Source organism: Pseudomonas sp. Root569 (assembly GCF_001427465.1).
Lineage (GTDB): Bacteria > Pseudomonadota > Gammaproteobacteria > Pseudomonadales > Pseudomonadaceae > Aquipseudomonas > Aquipseudomonas synxantha.
In genome coordinates this window covers 54299-77331 of record NZ_LMGQ01000025.1, presented here as the reverse complement: position 1 = coordinate 77331, position 23033 = coordinate 54299, and the positions used below count along the sequence as shown (strand labels likewise).

Genomic DNA, 23033 nt, shown 5'->3' with positions numbered 1-23033 from the left:
CGGTCAGGCCATGGAGCCATCGATGAAGTGCAGCATTCTAACGGCCATTGTATTGAGCGCGCTCATATCTGCTGTGGCGCAGGCTCAGGAGTTGCAAACCGTTCCGGTCGCGCCCGCTCCAACCCCAGGCGCGCCGGGCACGCCAACGCCGACCTTGTACCCGCAAGTCACGCCACCAGCCGTGCCCAAGACCAACGGCTCGCCGCCCCTGGTGCCCATCGTATTGCCCGCGCCGCCCAAGGACCAGACCGTCCCCGGCCTGCAGCAGAACGATAGCAAGCCCAAGACCCCCGGCGGTTAAAACTGTTGAGATAACAGTTGCCCATCGGCCATGCGCAGGCGCTTGGACAGGGCCACGGCAATGGCGCGGATAATCTTGGCCGCCACCCTTGGCGCTTCATAGAGCATTTTTTCCAGGGCGTCCTTGCCCAGGTTTAACAGCACGCAATCACTGGCCGCGACGCAACTGGCCGAGCGCCGCTCGCCGTCGAGCACCGCCATTTCGCCAAACGCCCGGCCACTGCGCAGGGTGGCGATGGTCAGGCGCTGGCCGGTGTGATTGATTTTCTGCACGGCCACCTGGCCAGTGTGGAGGATGCACATGAACGTGCCGGCATCGCCCTCGAGGAAAATCACCTCGCCCTGGGGAATGCTGCTGATATTGAAGTAGCCCGCGGCGATATGAAAATCTTCGGGCAGCAACGGGTCAAACAGCCCGCAGTCCATCAGCATGTCGCGGATTTCGTCGTTGAGTAACGTGGCTTGTGGCATGGCAGCAGTATTGGTCCGTCAATATGTAGGGCGGTCCCCTGTTCAGACAGGGCCGCCCCGGTAAGTTCCTAAATCAGCCCGAGCGCCTTGAACACAAACGCATATTCGAGCGCTACGTCACGTAATCCCTGATAGCGACCGCTCATGCCGCCATGGCCGGCGCCCAGCTCGGTCTTGAGCAGCAGCAGGTTGTCGGAGGTGGCGGTGTCGCGCAGCTTGGCCACCCATTTGGCCGCTTCCCAGTACTGCACGCGGCTGTCGTTGTAGCCGGCGATCACCAGAGTGGCCGGGTAAGCCTGGGCGCTGACGTTTTCGTAGGGCGCGTAGGCCTTGATGCGCGCATACACCTCGGGGTCCTCGGGGTTGCCCCATTCGTCGTACTCGGTGATGGTCAGCGGCAGTTCCGGGTCGAGCATGGTGTTGAGCACATCGACGAACGGCACTTCGGCAATCGCTGCCTGGAACAGTTCCGGACGCTGGTTGAGTACGGCGCCGATCAACAGGCCACCGGCACTGCCGCCGCTGATCGCCAGTTGCCTGGAGGTGGTCACGCCCTCGGCAATCAAGTGTTCGGCGCAGGCGATAAAGTCGCTGAAGGTGTTCTGCTTGTGCTGCTGCTTGCCATTGCGATACCAGGCTTCGCCCAACTCACCGCCGCCACGCACATGGGCGATGGCAAACGCTACCCCACGGTCCAGCAAGCTCAGGCGTGCGTGGGAGAACCACGGATCGAGGCTTTGGCCATAGGCACCATAGCCATACAGGTACAGCGGCGTCGGCTGGCCGAGCCGGTCACGCTTGACCACCAGGCTGATGGGCACCTGGGTGCCGTCAGCGGAGGTGGCCCATAGGCGTTGGCTGACGTATTCGTCAGCATTAAACACGCCAAGTACCGGGGTTTCCTTGAGCACCACTTGGGCGCCTGTCGCCAGTTCGAGCTGACGTACCTGGGCCGGACGGTTCAAGGCCTCATAGCGCAGGCGGATCTTGTCGCTGTGAAATTCCAGGCTGTTTTGTACGTAGAGGCTGTAGGCCGCATCGGGTAACTCCACGCGATAGGCCGGTACATCTTCGGGGTGCACCTCGATGACCGGCAGGCCACCGATGCGCAGGCTCAAGGTCATGGCGCTGGCGTTCAGGCTCACACCGTCGAGCATAACTTCATCGCTGTGAGGGATCAGGTTCTGCCAGTCGGCCTCGGTAGGCGGCGTGCCGTTATCGGCAGCGATGAACAGCGCGTAGTTGATCCCATCGCGGTTGCTGCGAATAAACCAGGTCCATTCGCCATTGCGCTTGCCATGGTCGACATCGTATTCATGGTCTTCGACACGTGGCGCCAGGCAGGTAAAGCCCAGGTGCGGCTGGTTGGCGTCCAGCGCCCAGATTTCGCTGGTTGTCTTGCTGCCCAGGGCCAGCAGCAGTTGGCGCTCGGAGCTGGAACGGTAGCAGTGCAGGAAGAAACGTCCGTCGGGCTCGTGGAATACTTCCTGCGCCGCCGTACCATCCAGGCGATAGCGATACAGCTTGTGCGGGCGATGGGTGTCGTCCAGTTCGCCGAAGAACAGGGTCAGGCTGTCATTAGCCCAGGTCATGCTGCCGTCGCAATTCTCGAACGACAGTTCGCTGACTTTACCTGTGGCCAATTCCTTCACGAACAGGGTGTAGATCTCTTCGCCGCTGGTGTCCAGGCTGTAGGCCAGGCGCTGGTGGTCGGGGCTGATGCTGAACGCGCCGAGGGAGAAAAAGCCGCCGTTGGCCAATGCGTTCGGGTCCAGCAGCAATTCTTCGCTGCTGTCATCTACCTGGTTGCTGTCGTCAGCCGGGCGGCGGCAGCGGTAATGGCGCGCATATTCGTCACCGGCGGTGGTGCGGGTGTAGTACAGGTACGGGCCCCAAGGGGAGGGCAGGGACAGGTCGGTTTCAAGGATACGGCCCTTGATCTCTTCGAACAGGGTCTCGCGCAGCGCCTGCTGGTCGGCCAACTGGGCCTCCTGCCAGGCGTTTTCGGCCTTGAGGTAGTCGAGCACTTCTGGGGTGTCCCGCGCTTGCAGCCAGGCGTACGGGTCTGGGCCTGGGGCCTTGCGGGCAATCGGGGCGGTCGATGACGTCATGGATCACTCTCTGTCTGGCGGAAGGTGGCAGGCATTGCAGCCGCGACACGCAAAAGCCGTTATCATAGCCGCCTGTTTGCCAACCTTGCCATGGACACCATGACCGAGAACGACTATCTGACCGCTTGGGGCCTCTACGCCTTCGCCGCTTTGGGCTGCCTGTTGGTGTGGTGGCGCATGACCCGCTGGATGTGGCGCTGGCTGCGCGAGCCGTTGCAATTGCTGATGGCGGTGTTGTTGCTGAGCCCGACCATCGTCGACCCGGTCAAGACCCAGTTCGCGCCGGCCGTGGCGATTACCGCCCTGGACCTGGTGCTCAAGGTCGGCAACAACGCCTGGCGGGCGATTTCCGATCTGTTCATGTACACCATGATCGTGTTCGCCCTATACATCGTGTTTGTGTTGATCCGCTGGCCAATCGAGCGTGCGGCCAACGCCCGGCGTGAGCGCAAGGCCGCCACGGATGCTGCCCTGGCCGCCGAGCCGGAAGACGACGAACCGTTCCGTCGCCCGGCGCCGGTGAGTGGCATGCGGGTCGAACCGCGCCTTTAACGTTGTCCGCCCTGCAGCGAGAGCCCTGGCATGTGTGAATTATTGGGCATGAGTGCCAACGTCCCCACCGATATCGTGTTCAGCTTTACCGGGCTGATGCAGCGCGGTGGGCGTACCGGCCCGCACCGCGACGGCTGGGGCATCGCCTTCTACGAAGGTCGTGGCCTGCGGCTGTTCCAGGACCCGGCCGCCAGCAGTGAGTCGGAAGTCGCGTTGCTGGTGCAGCGCTATCCGATCAAGAGCGAAGTGGTGATTGGCCATATCCGCCAGGCCAACGTGGGCAAGGTGAGCCTGGCCAATACCCACCCGTTCGTGCGCGAGCTGTGGGGCCGCAACTGGTGTTTTGCTCACAACGGCCAACTGGCGGACTTCAACCCCCGCGCCACCTTCTACCGCCCGGTGGGCGATACCGACAGCGAAGCGGCCTTCTGCGACCTGCTCAACCGCGTGCGCGAAGCCTTCCCCGAGCCGGTAGACATCGAGCAAGTGCTGCCGGACCTGATCGCCGCCTGCGCCGAATACCGCAGCAAGGGCGTGTTTAACTGCTTGCTCAGCGATGGCGACTGGCTGTTCTGCTACTGCTCTACCAAACTGGCGCAGATTACCCGGCGCGCACCCTTTGGCCCGGCGCGCTTGAAAGATGTCGACGTGATCGTCGATTTTCAGGCCGAAACCACCCCCAATGACGTGGTAACGGTGATCGCCACCGAGCCCCTGACCGACAACGAAAACTGGACCCGCTACGAACCGGGCCAATGGAGCCTATGGCGACGCGGTGAATGCGTCAGCCAGGGCGTTACCGAGTAAGGATATCGATCATGTTGCTTAGCTATCTGCGGTTGGTGCTGTTTGCCATGGGCTTGTTGATCGGCGTGCAGGTGCCGGGGTTTATCAACGACTACGCCAAGCGCGTCGAAGCCCACCTGATCGAGGCCCAGACTGGCCTGCGCGGCTTTGAATCCACGGCGCAACAGTTTTTCAACGGTGATATGCAAGCGTTGGTGGCCCATTACCGTGCCAGCGATGACCCGGTATTCCAGAGCGACGCCAGCAGCCTGGGCGCGATGCTCGATCGCCAGCTTGAGTTGGACAAGCAATTCCAGGCCATGCAGGGCCCGTGGTATATCCGCGTGCTGCAAGTGGCGGTGGCCGCCGACCCGGATATCCGCCAGGAAACCTGGAATGGCTACAGCTACCAGATATTGCTCACACCCGAAGCCATGGGCTGGGGCCTGGGTGGGGCGATGCTGTTGTCGTTTGGCATCGAATGCCTGTACCGCCTGATTGATTGGGTGGTGTTGGGCGGCAGGCGCTTGCGTCAGAGCCGGCCCATCGAAGAGCGGGACCTCAAGGGCCTCTAACGCCTAACTCGGCCAAATGTGGGAAGGGGCTTGCTCCCGATGGCCGCAGGTCAGTCAACATCTTCATCGACTGACACTCTGCTATCGGGAGCAAGCCCCCTCCCACATTTGGATCCGGTTTAGTCAGTGGCTTAGTAGCATCCGCTCTTCACCGACTTCCTCGGCGTAGCGGGCCACCACCTTCTGGCACAACCCCACAATCTCCTCCACCAACTCAACTCCCACGCGCCATGACACCACTACCTGCAAGTTCGGCAGGCGCTGGGCCATCGGCAGCATCACCAATTCGCCCCGCGCCAGTTCTTCGCTGACCAGTACCGGCGGCAGTGCGCCAATGCCGAAGCCATCGCGCAGCAAGCGGGTAATCGCCGACACCGAGTTCACACAGTTCATCCGTGGCGCGGCCACGCCGTTGGCCTGCATCAGGCTGATCACGTCCTGGTGCGGGTGGGAATTTTTCGAGTAGGTGATGATGCGCTCCTGGGCCAGTTCGGCCAGGGAGGCGTAGTCGCGGTGATAGATCGATTGGCTGGCAACGATCCAGGCCATGGGGTGGCTGGCCAGTTCCAGGCTGCGTACGGTTTCCAGGCGCAGCAGGTCGGTTTGCAGGATCAGGTCGAGGAAACCTTTTTGCAACTGATCGCTGAGGTTAAGTGCGGTATCGGCGACCAACTCGATTTCCACCAGTGGGAAATGATCCATCAATTCCGCGACCAGCGGGCTCAGCCAAGTGTGAATCACTGTGTCCATCGCGCCTATGCGAATGCGCCCGACCTTGCTGCTGGTGGTTTCCAGGGACTGCTTCAAGCCCTGCATGGTCACCATCATCTGCTCGGCGTAATCGAGCACTTTCAAGCCTTCCGGGGTCAGGCTCACGCCCCGGGAGTCGCGCAGGAACAGCTTCACGCCCAACTCGCTTTCCAACACCGCGATGCGGCTGGAAATCGATGCCTGGGTGGTGAATAGCTTCTCGGCAGTCAGGCGGAAACTCTTGAGCTTGGCCACCCAGACGAAGGTTTCGAGGAACTTCAAATTCATGGGATCAACTTTTTCTTATGCATGGATCGGTTTTTATTAGTTGGACGTCGCACCGGGCAAGCGCCAAAAATCGAGCTGTTCCACGATAAGCGTCGTAGGGGTGCCAGGACAAGTTGCGAGTTCTGTGTAATAAATCCCACACTACAAAAAAACAAAGCCTACAGGAGCGACCACCGTGAGCCGCCTGCTTTTGAACTGCGACATCGGCGAAAGCTTTGGTAACTGGACCATGGGTCTGGACGCCGAAGTCATGCCGTTCATCGACTGCGCCAACGTGGCCTGCGGCTTTCATGCCGGCGACCCGAGCATCATGCGCAAGACCGTCAGCCTGGCGTTCAAGCATGGCGTGCAAGTCGGCGCCCATCCGGCCTATCAAGACCTGCAGGGCTTTGGCCGGCGTTCGATGCACTACACGCCCCAGGAAATCCAGGATCTGTTGCACTACCAGATCGGCGCGCTGGACGGCATCTGCCGGGCCCAGGGCGGTCGCGTCAGCTATGTGAAGCCCCACGGCGCGATGTACAACGACATGATGGCCAACCCGGCGCAGTTGCGTGCGGTGATCCAGGCCGTGGCCGCCTACGGCGACCTGCCGCTGATGCTGCTGGCCATGCGCGACAACAGCGCTGCCCAGGCATTGGCCGATGAATACGGCGTGACGTTGTGGTTCGAAGCCTTTGCCGACCGTGCCTATGACAGCAAGGGCCACTTGGTTTCGCGCCAGTTGCCCGGCGCGGTGCATCACGACTCCGACACCATCGTGCAACAGGCCCTGACCATTTCCCTTGGCGAGGCGCTGGTCGCCAGCGACGGCAGTGCGCTGGTATTGCAGGCCAATACCTTGTGCGTGCATGGCGACAACGCCAGCTCGGTGGCTGCGGTGCAGCGTATCCGTGAGGCGTTGAAGACAGCATGAAGCCACGCATTGAAGTGGTGGCCATCGATTGTCTGATGGTGCGTCTGTTTGAGGCGATTGCCGAAGCCAATATGCCATGGATGCTCGCCGCCACCCAGCGCCTGCGGGCCGGATTCGGCCCCGCGTTGGTGGACCTGGTGCCGTCCTATACCACCTTGATGGTGCATTACGATCTCACGGCGTTGACCCCGGCCCAGGCCCGGGAACTGATCGACCAGGCCCTTACCGATCTGCAACCCCAGGCCCAGGCCAGCGGCCAGTGCCATGTGCTGCCGGTGTGGTACGACCTGAGTGTCGGCCCGGAACTGACCCTGCTGGCCCAGCGTAGCGGGTTGGCGGTGGATGAAGTGATCCGCCGCCACAGCGCCCACGAATACCAGGTGTTCGCCCTCGGTTTCGCCCCGGGTTTTGCCTTTATGGGGCTGGTGGACGAAACCCTCGCCACGCCGCGCCTCAGCACCCCGCGCAAACGCGTGGCGGCCGGTAGCGTCGGCATTGCCGAACGGCAAACGGCTGCTTACCCAGTGGTGTCACCGGGCGGCTGGAACCTGATCGGCCGCACCCCGGCCAAGCTGTTCGACCGCGAACGCGACGGCTACAGCCTGATGCAGCCCGGTGACACGGTGCGCTTCGAAGCGGTCAATCACGCTGAATTTATCCACCTGGGAGGCGATGACACGCCGTTGGAGGCGCAGGCATGAGCGGCTTGATCATCGAGGCCAGCACACCGCTGTGCCTGTTGCAGGACGCCGGGCGTTTTGGCGTGCGCCACCTCGGCGTAACCCAGGGCGGCGCGCTGGATTGGGTATCCATGTCCTGGGCCAATTGGCTGCTGGACAACGCCCTGGATGCGCCTGTGGTGGAAGTCACCCTCGGCGGCTTTACCGTGCAGGCCGAGGACTATTGTCTGCTGGCCTTGGCCGGTGCGGACCTGGGCGCGTATATCGATGAGCGTGCCATCAGCCCCGGGCGCAGTTTTATCCTGCAAAAGGGTCAGCGTTTGCGCTTTACCCAGCCATTCAGTGGGGCACGGGCTTACCTGGCGGCGCCGGGCGGGTTCGATGCGCCGCACGTGCTCGGCAGTTGCGCCACGGTGGTGCGTGAGGCGATGGGCGGGGTGGACGGTTTCGGCAAAGCCTTGGCTGAAGGCGCGCGGTTGACCTATTCCGGGACCGGGGGCGCGATGAAAGTGCTGGCCAACCCGGATTTGCCATCCGCTGCATCCCTGGACGTGATCATCGGTGCGCAGATCGGCCAGTTCAGCGGGCAGAGCCTGTTTGATGCGTTCAACACCGAATGGGTCCTGGACAGCCGCGCCGACCGCATGGGCATGCGCTTGCTCGGTACGCCGCTGCACTACCAGGGGCCGTCGTTGATTTCCGAAGGTATCCCACTGGGCGCGATCCAGGTGCCGCCGGACGGGCAGCCGATTGTATTGCTCAATGACCGGCAAACTATCGGTGGTTATCCGCGCCTGGGTGCGTTGACGCCGTTGGCGCTGGCGCGCCTGGCACAGTGTTTGCCGGGGGAGAAAATCAGGTTGGCGCCGGTGGTACAAGAGACGGCGCATCGGCAGCACAACGAATATCTGCGCCGATTTAAATAACACCGCCCCTGATCGTCCCTACGCCGAGCGCGGGGGACGATCTTAAGGTTATTCCTACGCGTGCCCGATGTTTGCCTTCTTTGTTCGATCACCTCTCCATGCAAGCCTGATCGTGTCATTCACTATCAGGCTTTGTTATGCGTTACTTGAAGATTTTTGCTCAGGACATACTCGATAACGACATTCCCGATGTTGTCTATCTGGAGTTTTATGACGACACCTGCACGCCTGCGCTGGCTTATAAGGCGACGGCCTTCGATATTACGGATGATGGCAAGCTTGACTGGGTCATGGCCGATGATATGAATCAAGATGGTATTGTCGATACAGTCGACCGGCAGATGGCACTTGAGTTTGCCCAGTTGTTCCTGGCGTTTGAGTGGTTCAGCGTCGATGCGCCTTTTGACAAGTACTTGAAGGTGTTTGCGGGGGATTTTGACAACAACGGGATTCCCGACACGGTCCGATTGCACTTCCATCAGGGCGACGGCGTGGCCCGGGACGATACCCTGGTCTATTCGGCGGCGGTTTACAGTGACGGAAATGGCCTGGGCGCCAGTGTTTCGATCCATCAGGATGTCAACAATGATGGAAAAGTGGACCGCCAGGATACGGAGTTGGTCAAACAGTTCGCCGCGCGCTTCCTAAAGTTTTCCTGGGTAGACAGCGAGCACTGCTGAGTGAAATGCCTGCAGTCGGGACTACCGACTACAGGTTCCAGCCACTATTGGGAAAAGAACCGCTTCCCTTGCTCCACGCCTCGCAACATTCGCAGGTACACGTAATCGAGCCTATGGGCCAAAAACCACTGCTCGGCCGGACAGGCACGCCAGAATTGCCTGACTTGCCCTGACGGCTTGAGGCCGTCGACCTCGAGTCGCAGCAATGGGAGCCTGTGGGCTCTTCTTGTTACGAGTTTGTATTATGCGATTCTTGATTCTGCGTGCTTACGATATTACCGACAACGCCAGGCCCGACGTGGTCTGCCTGGACTTCTACGACGACACACTCGCGCAGCCCCTTGCCATGGCGGCTGCAGTGGTGGATATGAAGGGTGATGGCAGGCTTGATTGGAAGCTGGCTGACGACATCAACCATAACGGTGTCACTGACACGCTGGATGCAGCCATGGCGCTGGAGTTCGCCCAGCAATTCCTCGAGTTCAACTGGTTCAGCCAGGACGGCGCCGCCGATAAATACCTGATGGTGTTTGCCGTAGACTTCGATGCCAACGGCATACCGGATACCGTGCGCCTGCATTTTCACCAAGGTGAGGGGCAGCTCGATGATGAGTCACTGGCCTACACAGCGGCTTATTTTACCAACGAGGTGGGCACCGCCGATGGCGCCCATATCAGCCAGGACGTGAACAACGACGGCCGCGTCAATGGCGTCGATGCGGAACTGGTGCGGCGGTTCTCCAGTAACTTCCTGCTGTTCGGCTGGCATGATGCGTGCAGGCCCACACCGTCGACACCACCATGCAAACCGGTGCTGAATCGGCCGTAAAGGGCCTTCCGAGGCGGCTTATTTGGCCAGGAAGCGCATGCCTTCCTCCAGGCCGCGCAAGGTCAGCGGATACATCTGATCCTCCACCAGCTCCCGCACGATCCCGGTCGATGCGGTATAGCCCCAGGTGTCCTTGGGGTACGGGTTAATCCAGATCAGCTTCTTGTACTTGGCCATGAAGCGTTGCATCCACACATACCCAGGCTCCTCGTTCCAATGCTCGACGCTGCCGCCGGCCTGGGTGATCTCATAGGGCGCCATGGCTGCATCGCCGATGAAGATCACCTTGTAGTCGGCGCCGTACTTGTGCAGCAGGTCCTGGGTGGAGGTGCGCTCCGAGGTGCGGCGCTGGTTGTTCTTCCATACCGATTCGTACACGAAGTTATGGAAGTAGAAGTACTCCAGGTGCTTGAACTCGGTCTTGCACGCTGAGAACAGCTCTTCGCAGGTCTTCACATGGGCGTCCATCGAACCGCCGATATCAAACAGCAACAACAGCTTGATGGTATTGCGGCGCTCGGGGCGCATCTGGATATTCAGCAACCCGGCGTCGCGGGCGGTGTGGTCGATGGTGCCGTCGATATCCAGCTCTTCGGCGGCACCCTGACGTGCGAACTTGCGCAGCCGGCGCAGGGCGATCTTGATGTTGCGCGTGCCCAGTTCCACCTGGTCGTCGAGGTTCTTGTACTCGCGCTGGTCCCAGACTTTCACCGCCTTGCCCTGGCGCTTGCCGGCGTCACCGACACGAATGCCTTCGGGGTTGTAGCCACCGGAACCGAACGGGCTGGTGCCGCCGGTGCCGATCCATTTGTTGCCGCCGGCATGGCGTTCTTTCTGTTCTTCCAGGCGCTTCTTGAATTCCTCGATCAACTTGTCGAGGCCGCCCAGGGATTGGATCTGCGCGCGTTCTTCATCGCTCAGGGAGCGTTCGAACTCCTTGCGCAGCCAGTCTTCGGGGATGAGCGCCTGCAGGTGGTCGTCGAGCTTCTCCAGGCCGTTGAAGTAGGCCCCGAAGGCGCGGTCGAACTTGTCGAAATGCCGCTCGTCCTTGACCAGGATCGCCCGGGCCAAGTAGTAAAACTCGTCCATGTCGGCGAAGGTCACGCGTTGTTTCAGCGCGTTGATCAGGTCGAGCAGCTCGCGCACCGACACCGGCACCTTGGCTGCACGCATTTCATTGAACAGGTTGAGCAACATTATCGATTACCGCGACGGCTCATGAAGGCCAGACGTTCCAGCAGTTGCACGTCTTGCTCGTTCTTGACCAGGGCGCCGGCCAGCGGCGGGATAGCTTTGGTAGGATCGCGTTCGCGCAGCACCGCTTCGCCGATATTGTCGGCCATCAGCAGCTTGAGCCAGTCCACCAGTTCGGAGGTGGACGGTTTTTTCTTCAGGCCCGGCACCTTGCGTACATCGAAGAACACATCGAGCGCTTCGCTGACCAGGTCCTTCTTGATGTCCGGGTAGTGCACATCCACGATCTTCTGCAGGGTAGGGCGGTCAGGGAAGGCGATATAGTGGAAGAAGCAGCGGCGCAGGAAGGCGTCCGGCAGCTCTTTTTCGTTGTTGGAGGTAATGATGATGATCGGGCGCTTCTTGGCCTTGATGGTCTCGTCGATCTCGTAGACGTAGAACTCCATCTTGTCGAGTTCCTGCAACAGATCGTTGGGGAACTCGATATCGGCCTTGTCGATTTCATCGATCAGCAGGATCACCCGCTCTTCGGATTCGAAGGCTTCCCAGAGCTTGCCCTTCTTCAAGTAGTTGCGCACATCGTGGACCTTGTCCACACCCAGTTGCGAATCGCGCAGGCGGCTGACCGCGTCATACTCGTACAGGCCCTGATGGGCCTTGGTGGTTGACTTGATGTGCCAGGTGATCAGCCGGGCACCGAAGGATTCGGCCAGTTGCTCGGCGAGCATGGTCTTGCCGGTGCCCGGTTCGCCCTTGACCAGCAGCGGACGCTCCAGGGTGATGGCGGCGTTGACGGCCAGTTTCAGGTCATCGGTAGCCACATAGGCCTGGGTGCCTTCGAACTTCATCGGTCATTCCTCGAATTCATCAATGTCCGGACTATACCGCGCAGCCCTGGCGACTGTGAACGCAGACGGGTTATTCAGTCTCTGAATGGCCGGTCACTTCCGTTGACCAGTGCGCTACATGTGGGAGGGGCAAGCCCCTTCCCACATTTTTTAGTCCGCGCTGGGCTTGGGTTGTTCGTACCTTGCATTAAAGGCCTGGATGAAGCCATTGCGCAAAATCGCCAGGAACGCGGAAAAGGCGCTGATATCTTGCTGATGCACGCTGCCGCTGAGTTCTACCCGGGTCGCAAACTGGTTTTTGTTCTGGTTTTTCAACACGGTCTCGCTGGCGCCGACCACCGCTTCCCAGATTGAGCGAAAGATATTTTTGTCCTTGTTCTCAACATCCTGCTGCCAGTCAAAGACTTCTACGTCACGCAGCAATGGTTTGATATAACCGCTCAGTTGGCCTTTCTCAGCCTGGGCTTCGATCACCACATCGCCGGTGCCGGCCTTGAAGTCGAATTTTCCATAGGCGGACGCGAAGTCATTCATGCGTTTGAGTTGCAAGTCTCTAGCGCGGAAGCGGAACTCAAAGTCTTCGAAATTGCTCAGCGGATCAAAGGTCGCGTTGGCCTCCAGGGGCGCCTGCCCCAGCAGCAGGGCTTTGCCTTCAAAGCTGGCGTCGCGCTTGCCTTCAACGTCTACCACATTGGTCAGGTTATAGAGGCTGGCATTGACCGAGGTCGCATTGATATTGACCGGCGGCTTTGAGCTGAAATTGTGGAAGGCGATCTTGCCCTCTCGGATGCGCACTTCGTTCAGGGTAATTGGCAGCAGCTTGCTCAACTGCGCTCGCCAGTCGGTGCCCTTACCCGTTTGGGACGCCTGTTTGTTGGCCCCGCCATCGACGAAGTTCAGCTCAGGCTTGAGAAACTCCACCTCGGCCACCACCGCATGGTCGTACCACAGCGAATGCCAGCTCACCGACAAGTCGATCAGCGGCGCCTTGACGAAGGGCACCGGCACTTTGCCGTCGACCTTGACGATCTGCAGGCCGTTGATCTTGTAGGCGCCACGCCACAGCGCCAGGTCCACGTCAGTGATCTGGCCACGGTAATCGCCCATGTCGGCGAGCTTGTCGTTGAGGTAGTTACGCACCAGGTAGGGCAGGGCCAGGTCCAGGGCAACCAGCAGCACCAGCAGCGCGGCGATTGTCCATAACGGCCAACTGTAGCGACGTTTCATGGGTTGGTTCTCCTTGCTTGTAGGAGATTGACTGTTCTGATGAACGCAACGTTCCACCGTCTGGACGCGTTGAAGTACGAGGCATACCCTTGGGGCCTTCTTCAAAGCCGTCAATAGGACCCGTCATGAGCCGTATCTTTGCAGACAACGCGCACTCCATCGGTAATACGCCGCTGGTCCAGATCAACCGCATCGCACCGCGTGGCGTGACCATCCTGGCCAAGATCGAAGGGCGCAACCCCGGTTATTCGGTGAAGTGCCGGATTGGCGCGAGCATGATCTGGGACGCGGAAAGCAGCGGCAAGCTCAAGCCTGGCATGACCATTGTCGAGCCGACTTCCGGCAACACTGGTATCGGCCTGGCGTTTGTCGCTGCCGCCCGTGGCTACAAACTGCTACTGACCATGCCAGCGTCCATGAGCCTTGAGCGCCGTAAAGTGCTCAAGGCGCTCGGTGCCGAGCTGGTGCTGACCGAGCCGGCCAAAGGCATGAAAGGAGCCATCGACAAGGCCGGCGAAATCGTCGCCGGCGATCCGACCACCTACTTCATGCCGGCCCAGTTCGATAACCCGGCCAACCCTGCGATCCACGAGAAAACCACCGGCCCGGAAATCTGGAACGACACCGACGGCGCCGTGGACGTGCTGGTGGCAGGGGTAGGGACCGGCGGCACCATCACCGGTGTGTCGCGCTATATCAAGAACACGGCGGGCAAGCCGATCCTGTCGGTGGCCGTCGAGCCGAGGGTGTCGCCGGTGATCACCCAGGCGTTGGCGGGTGAAGAGATCAAGCCCAGCCCGCACAAGATCCAGGGCATCGGTGCCGGTTTTGTGCCAAAGAACCTCGACCTGTCGATGGTTGACCGCGTGGAACTGGCGACCGACGAAGAATCCAAGGCCATGGCCCTGCGCCTGATGCAGGAAGAGGGCATTTTGTGCGGTATCTCCTGCGGCGCCGCCATGGCCGTGGCGGTACGCCTGGCCGAGAAGCCGGAAATGCAGGGCAAGACCATAGTGGTGATCCTGCCGGACTCCGGTGAGCGCTACCTGTCGAGCATGTTGTTCAGCGACTTGTTTACCGACCAGGAAAACCAGGCCTGACTGTAGGAGCGAGCTTGCTCGCGAAAAACCTGAGAGCGCCACGTTGTATCAGTAAGCCCGCGTTATCGTTGAGGTTCTTCGCGAGCAAGCTCGCTCCTACAGAGGGAAGGCGTGTTGATCCAGATCAGCCAGACGGCCTGGGCCTTCTGCATAATGCTCCAAGTGTTTATCATGGCCGGCTATTACGTCTGGTTTCCGTTGACGGAAGTTTGCTGGCCAGGCGCTTATTTCCAGGAGTTGCTGCATGACCTTTTCCTTGGCCACCAAACTGTCGGTGTTGCTGCTGTTTATTGGCAGCACGCTGTATGTCCACCTGCGCGGCAAGGCCCGTTTGCCGATGTTGCGCCAATTCGTCAACCATTCGGCGCTGTTCGCCCCGTATAACGCCCTGATGTACCTGTTCTCCGCGGTGCCGTCCAAGCCCTACCTGGATCGCAGCAAGTTCCCGGAACTGGACGTGCTCAAGGACAACTGGGAAGTGATTCGCGAAGAGGCCATGCACCTGTTCGACGAGGGCTACATCCGCGCTGCCGAAAAGAACAACGACGCCGGCTTCGGTTCGTTCTTCAAGAAGGGCTGGAAACGCTTCTACCTCAAGTGGTACGACAAACCCCTGCCATCGGCCGAGGCGTTATGCCCCAAGACCGTGGCGCTGGTGAGCAGCATCCCCAACGTCAAGGGCGCGATGTTCGCGCTGTTGCCGGGCGGCAGCCACCTCAACCCTCACCGCGACCCGTTTGCCGGTTCCCTGCGCTATCACCTGGGGCTGTCCACGCCGAACTCCGACGACTGCCGCATCTTCGTCGACGGCCAGGTCTACGCCTGGCGCGACGGTGAAGATGTGATGTTCGACGAAACCTACGTGCACTGGGTCAAGAACGAAACCGATCAGACCCGCGTGATTCTGTTCTGCGACATCGAGCGGCCATTGAGCAACCGCCTGATGACCCGTATCAACCGCTGGGTCAGCAAGCAACTGGGCCGGGCTACTGCGCCGCAGAACCTTGACGACGAACGCGTGGGCGGCATCAACCAGGCCTATGCCTGGAGCAAGACCTTCAGCGACAAGTTCAGTGGCCAGGTCAAACAGTGGAAGCGCAAGCATCCCAAGGCGTACCGCATTGCGCGGCCGGTGCTGGCGGTGGTGGTGTTGGTGCTGTTGTGGAAGTGGTTGTTCGGCTGATTGTGATTTCTTGACTTGAAATGCAGCCAAATGTGGGAGGGGGCTTGCTCCCGATAGCGGTGGATCAGGTATAGATATTTAACCTGACATACCGCCATCGGGAGCAAGCCCCCTCCCACATTGGTTTGCGGTGTTGCTTATGACGCGATCAACTGCCGCAATACGTAGTGCAAGATCCCACCCGCTTTGAAGTACTCCACTTCATTCAAGGTATCAATCCGGCACAGCACCTCAACCTTCTCGCTGCTGCCATCTTCCCGGGTAATCACCAGTGTCAGGTTCATCCGCGGTTCGATCTCTGCATCGGTCAGCCCGAGGATATCGATCTTCTCCTTACCGGTGAGCTTGAGCGTCTTGCGGTTCTGGTCCAGCTTGAACTGCAACGGCAATACGCCCATGCCCACCAGGTTGGAGCGGTGGATGCGCTCGAAACTCTCGGCGATCACCGCCTTGACCCCCAGCAGGTTGGTGCCCTTGGCTGCCCAGTCACGGCTGGAGCCGGTGCCATATTCTTGCCCTGCGATCACCACCAGCGGCGTGCCTGAGGCCTGGTACTTCATTGAAGCATCGTAGATCGCCATCTTCTCGCCGGTGGGGATATACAGCGTATTGCCGCCTTCCTCGCCGCCAAGCATTTCATTGCGGATACGGATATTGGCGAAGGTGCCGCGCATCATCACTTCATGATTGCCCCGGCGTGAGCCGTAGGAGTTGAAGTCACGCGGCTCCACGCCTTGCTCGCGCAAGTAGCGCCCGGCCGGGCTGTCTGTCTTGATATTGCCGGCAGGGGAGATGTGGTCGGTGGTCACCGAATCCCCCAGCAGGGCCAACACGTTGGCGCCCTTGACGTCCTTGATCACCGGCAGCGGGCCAGCAATGTCGTCGAAGAATGGTGGATGCTGGATATAGGTGGAATCCTTCTGCCACACGTAGGTTGCCGCTTGTGGCACTTCAATCGCCTGCCATTGCTCGTCACCGGCAAACACCTCGGCGTATTCCTTGTGGAACATGCTGGTACTGACCTGGGCCACCGCGTCGGCGATCTCCTGGCTGCTGGGCCAGATGTCCTTCAGGTACACCGGGTTTCCATTCTGATCGTTACCCAGTGGCTCGCTGCTGATGTCGATGCGCACAGTGCCGGCCAACGCATAGGCGACTACCAGGGGCGGCGAGGCCAGCCAGTTGGTTTTCACCAGCGGGTGCACGCGGCCTTCGAAGTTGCGGTTACCCGACAGCACCGAGGCCACGGCAAGGTCGGCCTTCTGAATGGCCTTTTCGATAGGCTCGGGCAACGGCCCGGAGTTGCCGATACAGGTGGTGCAGCCGTAGCCCACCAAGTCGAAGCCGAGCTTGTCGAGGTATTGGGTGAGGCCCGCGGCCTTGTAGTAGTCGGTGACCACCTTGGAACCTGGGGCCAGCGAGGTCTTGACCCAAGGTTTGCGGGTCAGGCCTTTTTCCACGGCTTTTTTAGCCACCAGCCCGGCAGCCATCATTACACTGGGGTTGGAGGTATTGGTGCATGAGGTAATCGCAGCGATCACTACGGCGCCGTTTTTCAGGCGATAGGTCTGGCCGTCGTATTCATAGTCCGTCTCACCGACCAGGTCGGCATTGCCCACGGCCACACCGCCACCGCCTTCACTTTCCAGGCGGCCTTCTTCCTTGCTGGTGGGTTTGAATTGCAGGTCGAGGAAATCGCTGAACGCTTGGCCGACGTTTGGCAGGGATACACGGTCCTGCGGGCGCTTGGGCCCGGCGAGGCTGGCTTCGACGCTGCCCATGTCCAGGGCCAGGGTGTCGGTGAATATCGGCTCCTGGCCAGCGTTGCGCCACAGGCCCTGGGCCTTGGTGTAGGCTTCCACCAGTTTCACCGTTTCAGCCGGCCGGCCGGACAGGCGCAGGTAATCCAGAGTCACTTCGTCGACCGGGAAAAAGCCGCAGGTGGCGCCGTATTCCGGAGCCATGTTGGCGATAGTGGCGCGGTCGGCCAGGGGCAGGTCGGCCAGGCCGTCGCCGTAGAACTCGACGAACTTGCCCACTACGCCTTTCTTGCGCAGCATCTGCGTGACAGTCAGCACCAAGTCGGTGGCGGTGATGCCTTCCCTGAGCTTGCCGGTGAGCTTGAAGCCGATCACTTCCGGGATCAGCATCGACACCGGTTGGCCGAGCATCGCCGCTTCGGCTTCGATCCCGCCCACGCCCCAGCCGAGTACCCCGAGGCCGTTGATCATGGTGGTGTGGGAGTCGGTGCCGACCAGGGTGTCGGGGAAGGCGTAGGTGCGGCCGTCTTCCTCTTTGGTCCACACGGTGCGGCCCAGGTATTCTAGGTTGACCTGGTGGCAGATGCCGGTGCCCGGCGGGACCACGCTGAAGTTGTCGAAGGCGCTCTGGCCCCAGCGCAGGAAGGCGTAGCGTTCGCCGTTGCGCTGCATTTCGATATCGACGTTTTGCTCGAAGGCGCTGGTACTACCGAACTTGTCGACCATCACCGAGTGGTCGATCACCAGGTCCACCGGCGACAGCGGGTTGATACGCTGCGGGTCGCCACCGGCCTTGGCCACGGCGGCGCGCATGGCGGCCAGGTCAACCACCGCGGGCACCCCGGTAAAGTCCTGCATCAGCACACGGGCGGGGCGGTACTGGATCTCGCGGTCAGACTGGCGCTCTTTAAGCCAGGCGGCGATGGCCTTGAGGTCGGTGCCGGTGACGGTCTTGGCGTCTTCCCAGCGCAGCAGGTTTTCCAGCAGCACCTTGAGGGACATCGGCAGCTTATCCAGGTCACCCAGGCTCTTGGCGGCTTCGGGCAGGCTGAAGTAGTGGTAAGTCTTGCTGTCTATTTCCAGGGTTTTTAGGGTTCTCAGGCTATCAAGGGATGACATTACATGACTCCTTATGGTCCGCACGGCTACGGACCTGACGGGACGAACAGAGCTATCACGTTAGCGCTGTTTTCAATAGCAAGCTAATAACTGGACTCTATCGCCGAGCCCAAGGTTCCGAACTCGGCTATCATGCGCGCGTTTTCATGACAGGCATTGCGATAGCGCAAGGTCAGTTGATTCACCAGGAGAGTTGATGAACACCCTTTTTATGCACTGCCGCCCCGGCTTTGAAGGCGAAGTCTGTTCCGAGATCGCGGAACACGCCGCGCGCCTGAACGTTTCCGGCTACGCCAAGGCCAAGACCGGCAGCGCCTGCGCCGAATTTGTCTGCACCGAGGAAGACGGCGCCCAGCGCCTGATGCACGGCCAGCGCTTTGCCGAGCTGATCTTCCCCAGGCAGTGGGCGCGTGGGGTGTTTATCGACCTGCCGGAAACCGACCGCATCAGCGTGATCCTCACCCACCTGCGCGACTTCCCGGTGTGCGGTAGCCTGTGGTTGGAGATGGTCGATACCAATGACGGCAAGGAACTCTCAAACTTCTGCAAGAAATTCGAAGTGCACCTGCGCAAAGCCCTGCTGGGCGCTGGCCGGCTGGTGGACGACCCGAGCAAGCCGCGCCTGCTGCTGACCTTCAAGAGCGGCCGCGAAGCGTTCATGGGCCTGGCCGAGTCGAACAACTCGGCGATGTGGCCCATGGGGATCCCGCGCCTCAAGTTCCCACGTGACGCGCCCAGCCGTTCGACCCTGAAACTGGAGGAGGCCTGGCATCACTTTATCCCCCGTGACCAGTGGGACGAGCGCTTGCACGGCGACATGACCGGCGTTGATCTCGGCGCAGCGCCGGGTGGCTGGACCTGGCAACTGGTCAACCGCGGCATGCTGGTGACCGCCATCGACAACGGCCCCATGGCCGAAAGCCTGATGGACACCGGCCTGGTGCAACACCTGATGGCCGACGGTTTCACCTTCGTACCCAAGCAACCGGTGGACTGGATGGTGTGCGATATCGTTGAAAAGCCGGCGCGTAATGCGGCGCTGCTGGAAACCTGGATCGGCGAGGGGCATTGCCGTGAGGCGGTGGTCAACCTCAAGCTGCCGATGAAGCAGCGTTACGCCGAAGTAAAGCGTCTGTTGGAGCGCATCGAAGAGGGCTTCAAGGCGCGTGGCATACGGGTGGAAATCGGTTGCAAGCAGCTGTATCACGACCGGGAAGAAGTGACGTGCCACTTGCGCCGTTTGGTGGATGTGAAGAAATCCAAAAGCCGCTGAAATCAAATGTGGGAGCGGGCTTGCCCGCGATAGCGGTATAACAGTCGAAATCTATGTTGAATGTGCCCACGTCATCGCGGGCAAGCCCACTCCCAACATAAGAGCGGGCCTGTTTCAGGAGTGAAGTATGAGTGTTGATTTACCCGTAGACGGCACCCTCGACGCCACCGGGCTCAACTGCCCGGAGCCGGTGATGATGCTGCACCAGCATATCCGCGACCTGCCGGCGGGCGGCTTGCTCAAGGTGATCGCCACCGACCCGTCGACCCGCCGTGATATCCCCAAGTTCTGTGTCTTCCTTGACCACGAACTGGTGGATCAACAGGAAGATGCTGGCACCTACCTGTACTGGATCCGTAAGAAAGCCGATTAAGCCAGCGCCTTTTCGGCCCGAATGCGTCGGCGTGCACTGCGCGCCAGGCGCACCAGCAACATCCCCGCCGCACAGCTCAAGCCGACGATCAGCCCTTGCCACAAGCCGCTTGGGCCGCTGGGCTCGCCGAGCCAGTCGGTCAGCCCCAGGGCATAACCCACCGGTAACCCTACGCCCCAGTAGGCGAACAAGGTCAGCACCATGGTCACCCGGGTGTCCTGGTAGCCGCGCAGTGCGCCGGCCGCGGTGACCTGGATCGAGTCGGAGAACTGGAACAGCGCCGAGAACACAATCAGCATCGAGGCCAGGTGGATCACCACCGGGTCCGGCGTATAGATCGCTGCGATCTGCTCACGAAACACCAGCATCAGGCTGCACGACAGGCACGCATAGGCCAATGCGGTGCCCATGCCGACCCCGGCAGCGAAGCGCGCTTCGCGGGGCTCGCCACGGCCCAGGGCCTGGCCGACCCGTACGGTCACGGCCATGCTTAGGGAGTAGGGGATCATGAACACCAGGGAGCTGACGTTGAGTGCGATCTGATGGCCGGACACCACGGTAGCACCGAGGCTGCCGAGCAACAGGGCAATCACCGCGAAAATGCTCGACTCGGCGAAGATCGCCACACCAATCGGCAGGCCGATGCCCAATATGCGCTTGATCACCGTCCATTTCGGCCAGTCGAATCGCTTGAACAATTCACTGCTCTGGTAAGCCGGGCCCCAGCGCGTCCAGCCGGCCAGGCCAAGCATCATCACCCACATCGCAATCGCCGTGGCCCAGCCGCAGCCAACACCGCCCATGGCCGGCAGGCCGAGGTGGCCGTAGATGAAGATGTAGTTCAACGGAATATTCAGCGCCAGGCCGCACAGGCCCATGACCATGCTCGGCCGCGTGCGGCCCAGCCCGTCGCTGAAACAGCGCAGCACGTAATACAGCGCAATCGCCGGCATGCCCGCGGCGATGCCATGCAGGTAACCCATGGACGGCTCGATCAGGTCAGGCTCGACCTTCATCGCATGCAGGATCGGCTCGGCGCATAGCAACAACAGCGCGCCGCAGAGGCCGACCACCACGGCCAACCACAACGATTGGCGCACCAACGGCCCGATCTCGGTGAGTTTGCCCGCGCCATAGCGCTCGGCAACTTTCGGCGTGGTGGCCAGCAAGGTCCCGGTCATCAGCAGGTACACCGGGATCCAGATCGAGTTGCCCAGGCCGACCGCCGCCAGGTCCTGGGGGCTGACACGCCCGGCCATCACCGCATCGACAAAGCTCATCGCGGTGGTTGCCAGTTGGCCGATCATGATCGGCAAGGCCAGCGTCAGCAGGCCGCGCACTTCCCGGCTGATGCGCGCGGGGCGGGAGAGGGTAGCGGTGGCAGTGTTCACGTACAGGTGTCCAATCAAAAGGCAGTCGCAAGGACGGCGGATTCTACGCTTTGACGCAGCGGTCAGGAAAAAACCTGTGTTGCTGATTTGTAATGCGACCACGCAGGCACCCCCCTCGCACATTGGATCCTCACAAGCCTGTACACTGCTGATCCGCCAAAGGAGCCTGCCATGCTGATTGTTGCCGACGAAAATATCCCGCTGCTCGATGCATTCTTCGAAGGGTTTGGCGAGATTCGCCGTGTGCCTGGCCGGTCCATCGACCGCGCCACCGTCGCGCAGGCCGACGTGCTGCTGGTGCGCTCGGTGACCAACGTCAACCGTGCCTTGCTCGAAGGCAGCAACGTACGTTTCGTCGGCACCTGCACCATCGGCACCGACCACCTGGACCTCGACTACTTCAAACAGGCCGGTATCCAATGGTCCAGCGCGCCGGGCTGCAATGCCCGTGGCGTCGTGGACTACGTGCTTGGCAGCTTGCAGACCCTGGCCGAAATCGAAGGCGTCGAGCTTGGCCAGCGCACCTATGGCGTGGTCGGGGCCGGTGAAGTCGGCGGGCGGCTGGTCAAGGTACTCAAGGGCCTGGGCTGGAACGTGCTGGTCTGCGACCCACCGCGCCAGATCACTGAGGACGGTGACTACGTCAGCCTGCAGCAGATCATCGAGCAGTGCGACGTGATCAGCTTGCACACGCCGCTGACCAAGTCCGGTAATGGCTCCACCTGGCACTTGTTGGATCGCCAGCGCCTGGAGCAGCTCAAGCCCGGTACCTGGCTGATCAATGCCAGCCGTGGTGCGGTGGTGGACAACGCCGCCCTGCGTGAGGTGCTGCTGGCCCGTGACGACCTGCAAGCCGTGTTGGACGTGTGGGAAGGTGAGCCCGAGGTGGATGTCGACCTGGCTGACCTGTGCGTGCTGGCCACGCCGCATATCGCCGGCTACAGCCTCGATGGCAAGCAGCGCGGCACGGCGCAGATCTACCAGGCGTTCTGCGCGCACCTGGGCCAGGAGCCGAGTGTTCAGTTGAGTGATTTATTGCCGGCACCGTGGCTGGCCGAAGTGCATCTTAACGCAGCCACTGATCCTGCCTGGGCACTGGCGACCCTGTGCCGCAGTGTGTACGACCCGCGCCGTGACGATGCGGACTTCCGCCGCAGCCTGGTCGGCACGGTGGAGGAACAGCGCAAGGCATTCGACCTGCTGCGCAAGCACTATCCGCTGCGGCGTGAGATTGACGGCTTGAAGGTGCGGATCAACGGTGAGTCGGCGGCGCTGGCCGCTATCGTCTCGGCCTTGGGCGCCGAAGCCCTGTAGACACTCATAAAAAACCCGGCCACCTGGGCCGGGTCTCAAAGAGCGCGGGCGTATCAGCCTTGCTGGGCAGGTTTGACCAGACGCTGTTCCAGCTCGCTGCAGGCTTGCTGGATCATCTCTTCGGTAATCTGCACTTCGCGGCCCTTGGCATCGATGTACGAGCATGGCAGTTGCTGCGGCTGGCGGATCACTTCAATCTTGGCATTGCTGCTATCTTGCAAGGTCATGGCCTGTCTCCTCATCAGGTTGTGTACCTACTTTAAATCCCCCGCGTGAACGCGCTGTTACAACTCCCTACGCGATCATCGGTTCGAACACCCAGTCCACCAGAAACCGGTACATATTTCCAGATGAGTCTTAGACCGATAGCCTCTATGGGCTTGCGTC

The 23033-nt window shown here is 60.9% G+C and carries 23 protein-coding genes; 14 read left to right on the top strand and 9 right to left on the bottom strand.

What is annotated here, in order from left to right; all coding sequences use genetic code 11:
- Positions 1-22 precede the first annotated feature (22 nt).
- Positions 23-301 (top strand): hypothetical protein, encoded by a 279-nt coding sequence (locus tag ASD70_RS20675; RefSeq protein WP_046071469.1) that lies wholly within the window; start codon positions 23-25, stop codon positions 299-301.
- Here ASD70_RS20675 and ASD70_RS20670 read toward each other — a convergent pair.
- Complete coding sequence (locus ASD70_RS20670) at positions 298-771, bottom strand: Crp/Fnr family transcriptional regulator (protein ID WP_056847318.1); 474 nt, start codon at positions 769-771, stop codon at positions 298-300. The genes ASD70_RS20675 and ASD70_RS20670 overlap by 4 nt on opposite strands.
- Before the next feature lie 68 nt (positions 772-839).
- Positions 840-2882: a S9 family peptidase gene (locus ASD70_RS20665; protein ID WP_056847317.1), complete on the bottom strand. Its 2043-nt coding sequence runs from the start codon at positions 2880-2882 to the stop codon at positions 840-842.
- A gap of 24 nt (positions 2883-2906) precedes the next feature.
- Between ASD70_RS20665 and ASD70_RS20660 the strand changes: the two genes are divergently transcribed.
- The 3 genes from ASD70_RS20660 to ASD70_RS20650 are packed head-to-tail and all read left to right on the top strand — an operon-like array spanning position 2907 to position 4795.
- Positions 2907-3434, top strand: coding sequence for a hypothetical protein (locus ASD70_RS20660; RefSeq protein WP_046071472.1), 528 nt, complete (start codon positions 2907-2909; stop codon positions 3432-3434).
- A 30-nt stretch (positions 3435-3464) separates the two neighbouring features.
- Positions 3465-4241, top strand: coding sequence for a class II glutamine amidotransferase (locus ASD70_RS20655; RefSeq protein ID WP_003189615.1), 777 nt, complete (start codon positions 3465-3467; stop codon positions 4239-4241).
- An 11-nt stretch (positions 4242-4252) separates the two neighbouring features.
- The gene (locus ASD70_RS20650) at positions 4253-4795 is read left to right on the top strand and encodes a DUF2937 family protein (RefSeq protein WP_046071473.1); all 543 of its coding nucleotides are present in this window, start codon (positions 4253-4255) and stop codon (positions 4793-4795) included.
- Between the two features lie 123 nt (positions 4796-4918).
- Here ASD70_RS20650 and ASD70_RS20645 read toward each other — a convergent pair whose 3' ends face one another.
- Complete coding sequence (locus tag ASD70_RS20645; RefSeq protein ID WP_056847316.1) at positions 4919-5833, bottom strand: LysR family transcriptional regulator; 915 nt, start codon at positions 5831-5833, stop codon at positions 4919-4921.
- 175 nt (positions 5834-6008) lie between these two features.
- On the opposite strand from ASD70_RS20645, the gene ASD70_RS20640 reads away from it, so the two are divergent.
- The 5 genes from ASD70_RS20640 (at position 6009) to ASD70_RS20620 (ending at position 9864) form a co-directional block, all read left to right on the top strand.
- Positions 6009-6749 carry a 5-oxoprolinase subunit PxpA gene (locus ASD70_RS20640; RefSeq protein WP_046071475.1) on the top strand — a complete coding sequence of 247 codons (741 nt, stop codon included), beginning with the start codon at positions 6009-6011 and terminating at the stop codon, positions 6747-6749.
- A complete protein-coding gene (pxpB, locus tag ASD70_RS20635) occupies positions 6746-7450 on the top strand; it encodes a 5-oxoprolinase subunit PxpB (RefSeq protein WP_056847315.1) in 705 nt (234 codons plus the stop codon). The genes ASD70_RS20640 and pxpB overlap by 4 nt, the downstream gene beginning before the upstream one ends.
- Complete coding sequence (locus ASD70_RS20630; RefSeq protein ID WP_046071477.1) at positions 7447-8355, top strand: biotin-dependent carboxyltransferase family protein; 909 nt, start codon at positions 7447-7449, stop codon at positions 8353-8355. Before pxpB ends, ASD70_RS20630 begins: the two co-directional genes overlap by 4 nt.
- Before the next feature lie 137 nt (positions 8356-8492).
- Positions 8493-9035 carry a hypothetical protein gene (locus ASD70_RS20625; protein WP_046071478.1) on the top strand — a complete coding sequence of 181 codons (543 nt, stop codon included), beginning with the start codon at positions 8493-8495 and terminating at the stop codon, positions 9033-9035.
- A gap of 244 nt (positions 9036-9279) precedes the next feature.
- Positions 9280-9864, top strand: a complete 585-nt coding sequence (locus ASD70_RS20620) for a hypothetical protein (protein WP_046071479.1) — start codon at positions 9280-9282, stop codon at positions 9862-9864.
- A gap of 18 nt (positions 9865-9882) precedes the next feature.
- On the opposite strand, the gene ASD70_RS20615 is transcribed toward ASD70_RS20620, so the two are convergent.
- From ASD70_RS20615 to ASD70_RS20605, 3 genes are all read right to left on the bottom strand, one after another.
- Positions 9883-11061, bottom strand: coding sequence for a vWA domain-containing protein (locus ASD70_RS20615; RefSeq protein ID WP_056847314.1), 1179 nt, complete (start codon positions 11059-11061; stop codon positions 9883-9885).
- Positions 11061-11906 carry an AAA family ATPase gene (locus ASD70_RS20610; RefSeq protein WP_034118675.1) on the bottom strand — a complete coding sequence of 282 codons (846 nt, stop codon included), beginning with the start codon at positions 11904-11906 and terminating at the stop codon, positions 11061-11063. The genes ASD70_RS20615 and ASD70_RS20610 overlap by 1 nt, the downstream gene beginning before the upstream one ends.
- A 150-nt stretch (positions 11907-12056) precedes the next feature.
- Positions 12057-13133, bottom strand: coding sequence for a DUF748 domain-containing protein (locus tag ASD70_RS20605; RefSeq protein WP_046071481.1), 1077 nt, complete (start codon positions 13131-13133; stop codon positions 12057-12059).
- 125 nt (positions 13134-13258) lie between these two features.
- Between ASD70_RS20605 and cysK the strand changes: the two genes are divergently transcribed.
- On the top strand, positions 13259-14233 hold the full coding sequence (gene cysK, locus ASD70_RS20600; protein ID WP_056847313.1) for a cysteine synthase A: 975 nt from the start codon (positions 13259-13261) through the stop codon (positions 14231-14233).
- Positions 14234-14477: 244 nt separating this feature from the next.
- On the top strand, positions 14478-15416 hold the full coding sequence (locus tag ASD70_RS20595) for an aspartyl/asparaginyl beta-hydroxylase domain-containing protein (RefSeq protein ID WP_056847312.1): 939 nt from the start codon (positions 14478-14480) through the stop codon (positions 15414-15416).
- 137 nt (positions 15417-15553) lie between these two features.
- Here ASD70_RS20595 and acnA read toward each other — a convergent pair whose 3' ends face one another.
- Complete coding sequence (gene acnA / locus ASD70_RS20590; protein WP_046071484.1) at positions 15554-18295, bottom strand: aconitate hydratase AcnA; 2742 nt, start codon at positions 18293-18295, stop codon at positions 15554-15556.
- Positions 18296-18491: 196 nt separating this feature from the next.
- Here acnA and rlmM point away from each other — a divergent pair, with 196 nt between their 5' ends.
- Both rlmM and tusA read left to right on the top strand, forming a co-directional pair.
- Entirely contained in the window at positions 18492-19568 is a 1077-nt protein-coding gene (rlmM, locus tag ASD70_RS20585; protein ID WP_046071485.1) for a 23S rRNA (cytidine(2498)-2'-O)-methyltransferase RlmM, read from the top strand.
- A 127-nt stretch (positions 19569-19695) separates the two neighbouring features.
- Complete coding sequence (gene tusA, locus ASD70_RS20580) at positions 19696-19941, top strand: sulfurtransferase TusA (RefSeq protein WP_032877224.1); 246 nt, start codon at positions 19696-19698, stop codon at positions 19939-19941.
- Here tusA and ASD70_RS20575 read toward each other — a convergent pair.
- Entirely contained in the window at positions 19938-21332 is a 1395-nt protein-coding gene (locus ASD70_RS20575; RefSeq protein WP_056847311.1) for an MATE family efflux transporter, read from the bottom strand. The two genes, tusA and ASD70_RS20575, sit on opposite strands and share 4 nt — an antisense overlap.
- Before the next feature lie 171 nt (positions 21333-21503).
- Here ASD70_RS20575 and pdxB point away from each other — a divergent pair, with 171 nt between their 5' ends.
- Positions 21504-22646 (top strand): 4-phosphoerythronate dehydrogenase PdxB, encoded by a 1143-nt coding sequence (gene pdxB, locus ASD70_RS20570; protein ID WP_056847310.1) that lies wholly within the window; start codon positions 21504-21506, stop codon positions 22644-22646.
- A 53-nt stretch (positions 22647-22699) separates the two neighbouring features.
- On the opposite strand, the gene ASD70_RS29145 is transcribed toward pdxB, so the two are convergent.
- The gene (locus tag ASD70_RS29145) at positions 22700-22873 is read right to left on the bottom strand and encodes a PA1571 family protein (RefSeq protein ID WP_043047507.1); all 174 of its coding nucleotides are present in this window, start codon (positions 22871-22873) and stop codon (positions 22700-22702) included.
- Between the last annotated feature and the right edge of the window lie 160 nt (positions 22874-23033).

Coding starts and splice junctions, on each gene's coding strand:
- ASD70_RS20670 (WP_056847318.1), bottom strand. CDS start 771: ATGCCACAAGCCACGTTACTCAACGACGAAATCCGCGACATGCTGATG.
- ASD70_RS20655 (WP_003189615.1), top strand. CDS start 3,465: ATGTGTGAATTATTGGGCATGAGTGCCAACGTCCCCACCGATATCGTG.
- cysK (WP_056847313.1), top strand. CDS start 13,259: ATGAGCCGTATCTTTGCAGACAACGCGCACTCCATCGGTAATACGCCG.
- pdxB (WP_056847310.1), top strand. CDS start 21,504: ATGCTGATTGTTGCCGACGAAAATATCCCGCTGCTCGATGCATTCTTC.
- acnA (WP_046071484.1), bottom strand. CDS start 18,295: ATGTCATCCCTTGATAGCCTGAGAACCCTAAAAACCCTGGAAATAGAC.
- ASD70_RS29145 (WP_043047507.1), bottom strand. CDS start 22,873: ATGACCTTGCAAGATAGCAGCAATGCCAAGATTGAAGTGATCCGCCAG.
- ASD70_RS20625 (WP_046071478.1), top strand. CDS start 8,493: ATGCGTTACTTGAAGATTTTTGCTCAGGACATACTCGATAACGACATT.
- ASD70_RS20665 (WP_056847317.1), bottom strand. CDS start 2,882: ATGACGTCATCGACCGCCCCGATTGCCCGCAAGGCCCCAGGCCCAGAC.
- tusA (WP_032877224.1), top strand. CDS start 19,696: ATGAGTGTTGATTTACCCGTAGACGGCACCCTCGACGCCACCGGGCTC.
- ASD70_RS20620 (WP_046071479.1), top strand. CDS start 9,280: ATGCGATTCTTGATTCTGCGTGCTTACGATATTACCGACAACGCCAGG.
- ASD70_RS20645 (WP_056847316.1), bottom strand. CDS start 5,833: ATGAATTTGAAGTTCCTCGAAACCTTCGTCTGGGTGGCCAAGCTCAAG.
- ASD70_RS20675 (WP_046071469.1), top strand. CDS start 23: ATGAAGTGCAGCATTCTAACGGCCATTGTATTGAGCGCGCTCATATCT.
- pxpB (WP_056847315.1), top strand. CDS start 6,746: ATGAAGCCACGCATTGAAGTGGTGGCCATCGATTGTCTGATGGTGCGT.
- ASD70_RS20610 (WP_034118675.1), bottom strand. CDS start 11,906: ATGAAGTTCGAAGGCACCCAGGCCTATGTGGCTACCGATGACCTGAAA.
- ASD70_RS20650 (WP_046071473.1), top strand. CDS start 4,253: ATGTTGCTTAGCTATCTGCGGTTGGTGCTGTTTGCCATGGGCTTGTTG.
- rlmM (WP_046071485.1), top strand. CDS start 18,492: ATGAACACCCTTTTTATGCACTGCCGCCCCGGCTTTGAAGGCGAAGTC.
- ASD70_RS20605 (WP_046071481.1), bottom strand. CDS start 13,133: ATGAAACGTCGCTACAGTTGGCCGTTATGGACAATCGCCGCGCTGCTG.
- ASD70_RS20615 (WP_056847314.1), bottom strand. CDS start 11,061: ATGTTGCTCAACCTGTTCAATGAAATGCGTGCAGCCAAGGTGCCGGTG.
- ASD70_RS20595 (WP_056847312.1), top strand. CDS start 14,478: ATGACCTTTTCCTTGGCCACCAAACTGTCGGTGTTGCTGCTGTTTATT.
- ASD70_RS20630 (WP_046071477.1), top strand. CDS start 7,447: ATGAGCGGCTTGATCATCGAGGCCAGCACACCGCTGTGCCTGTTGCAG.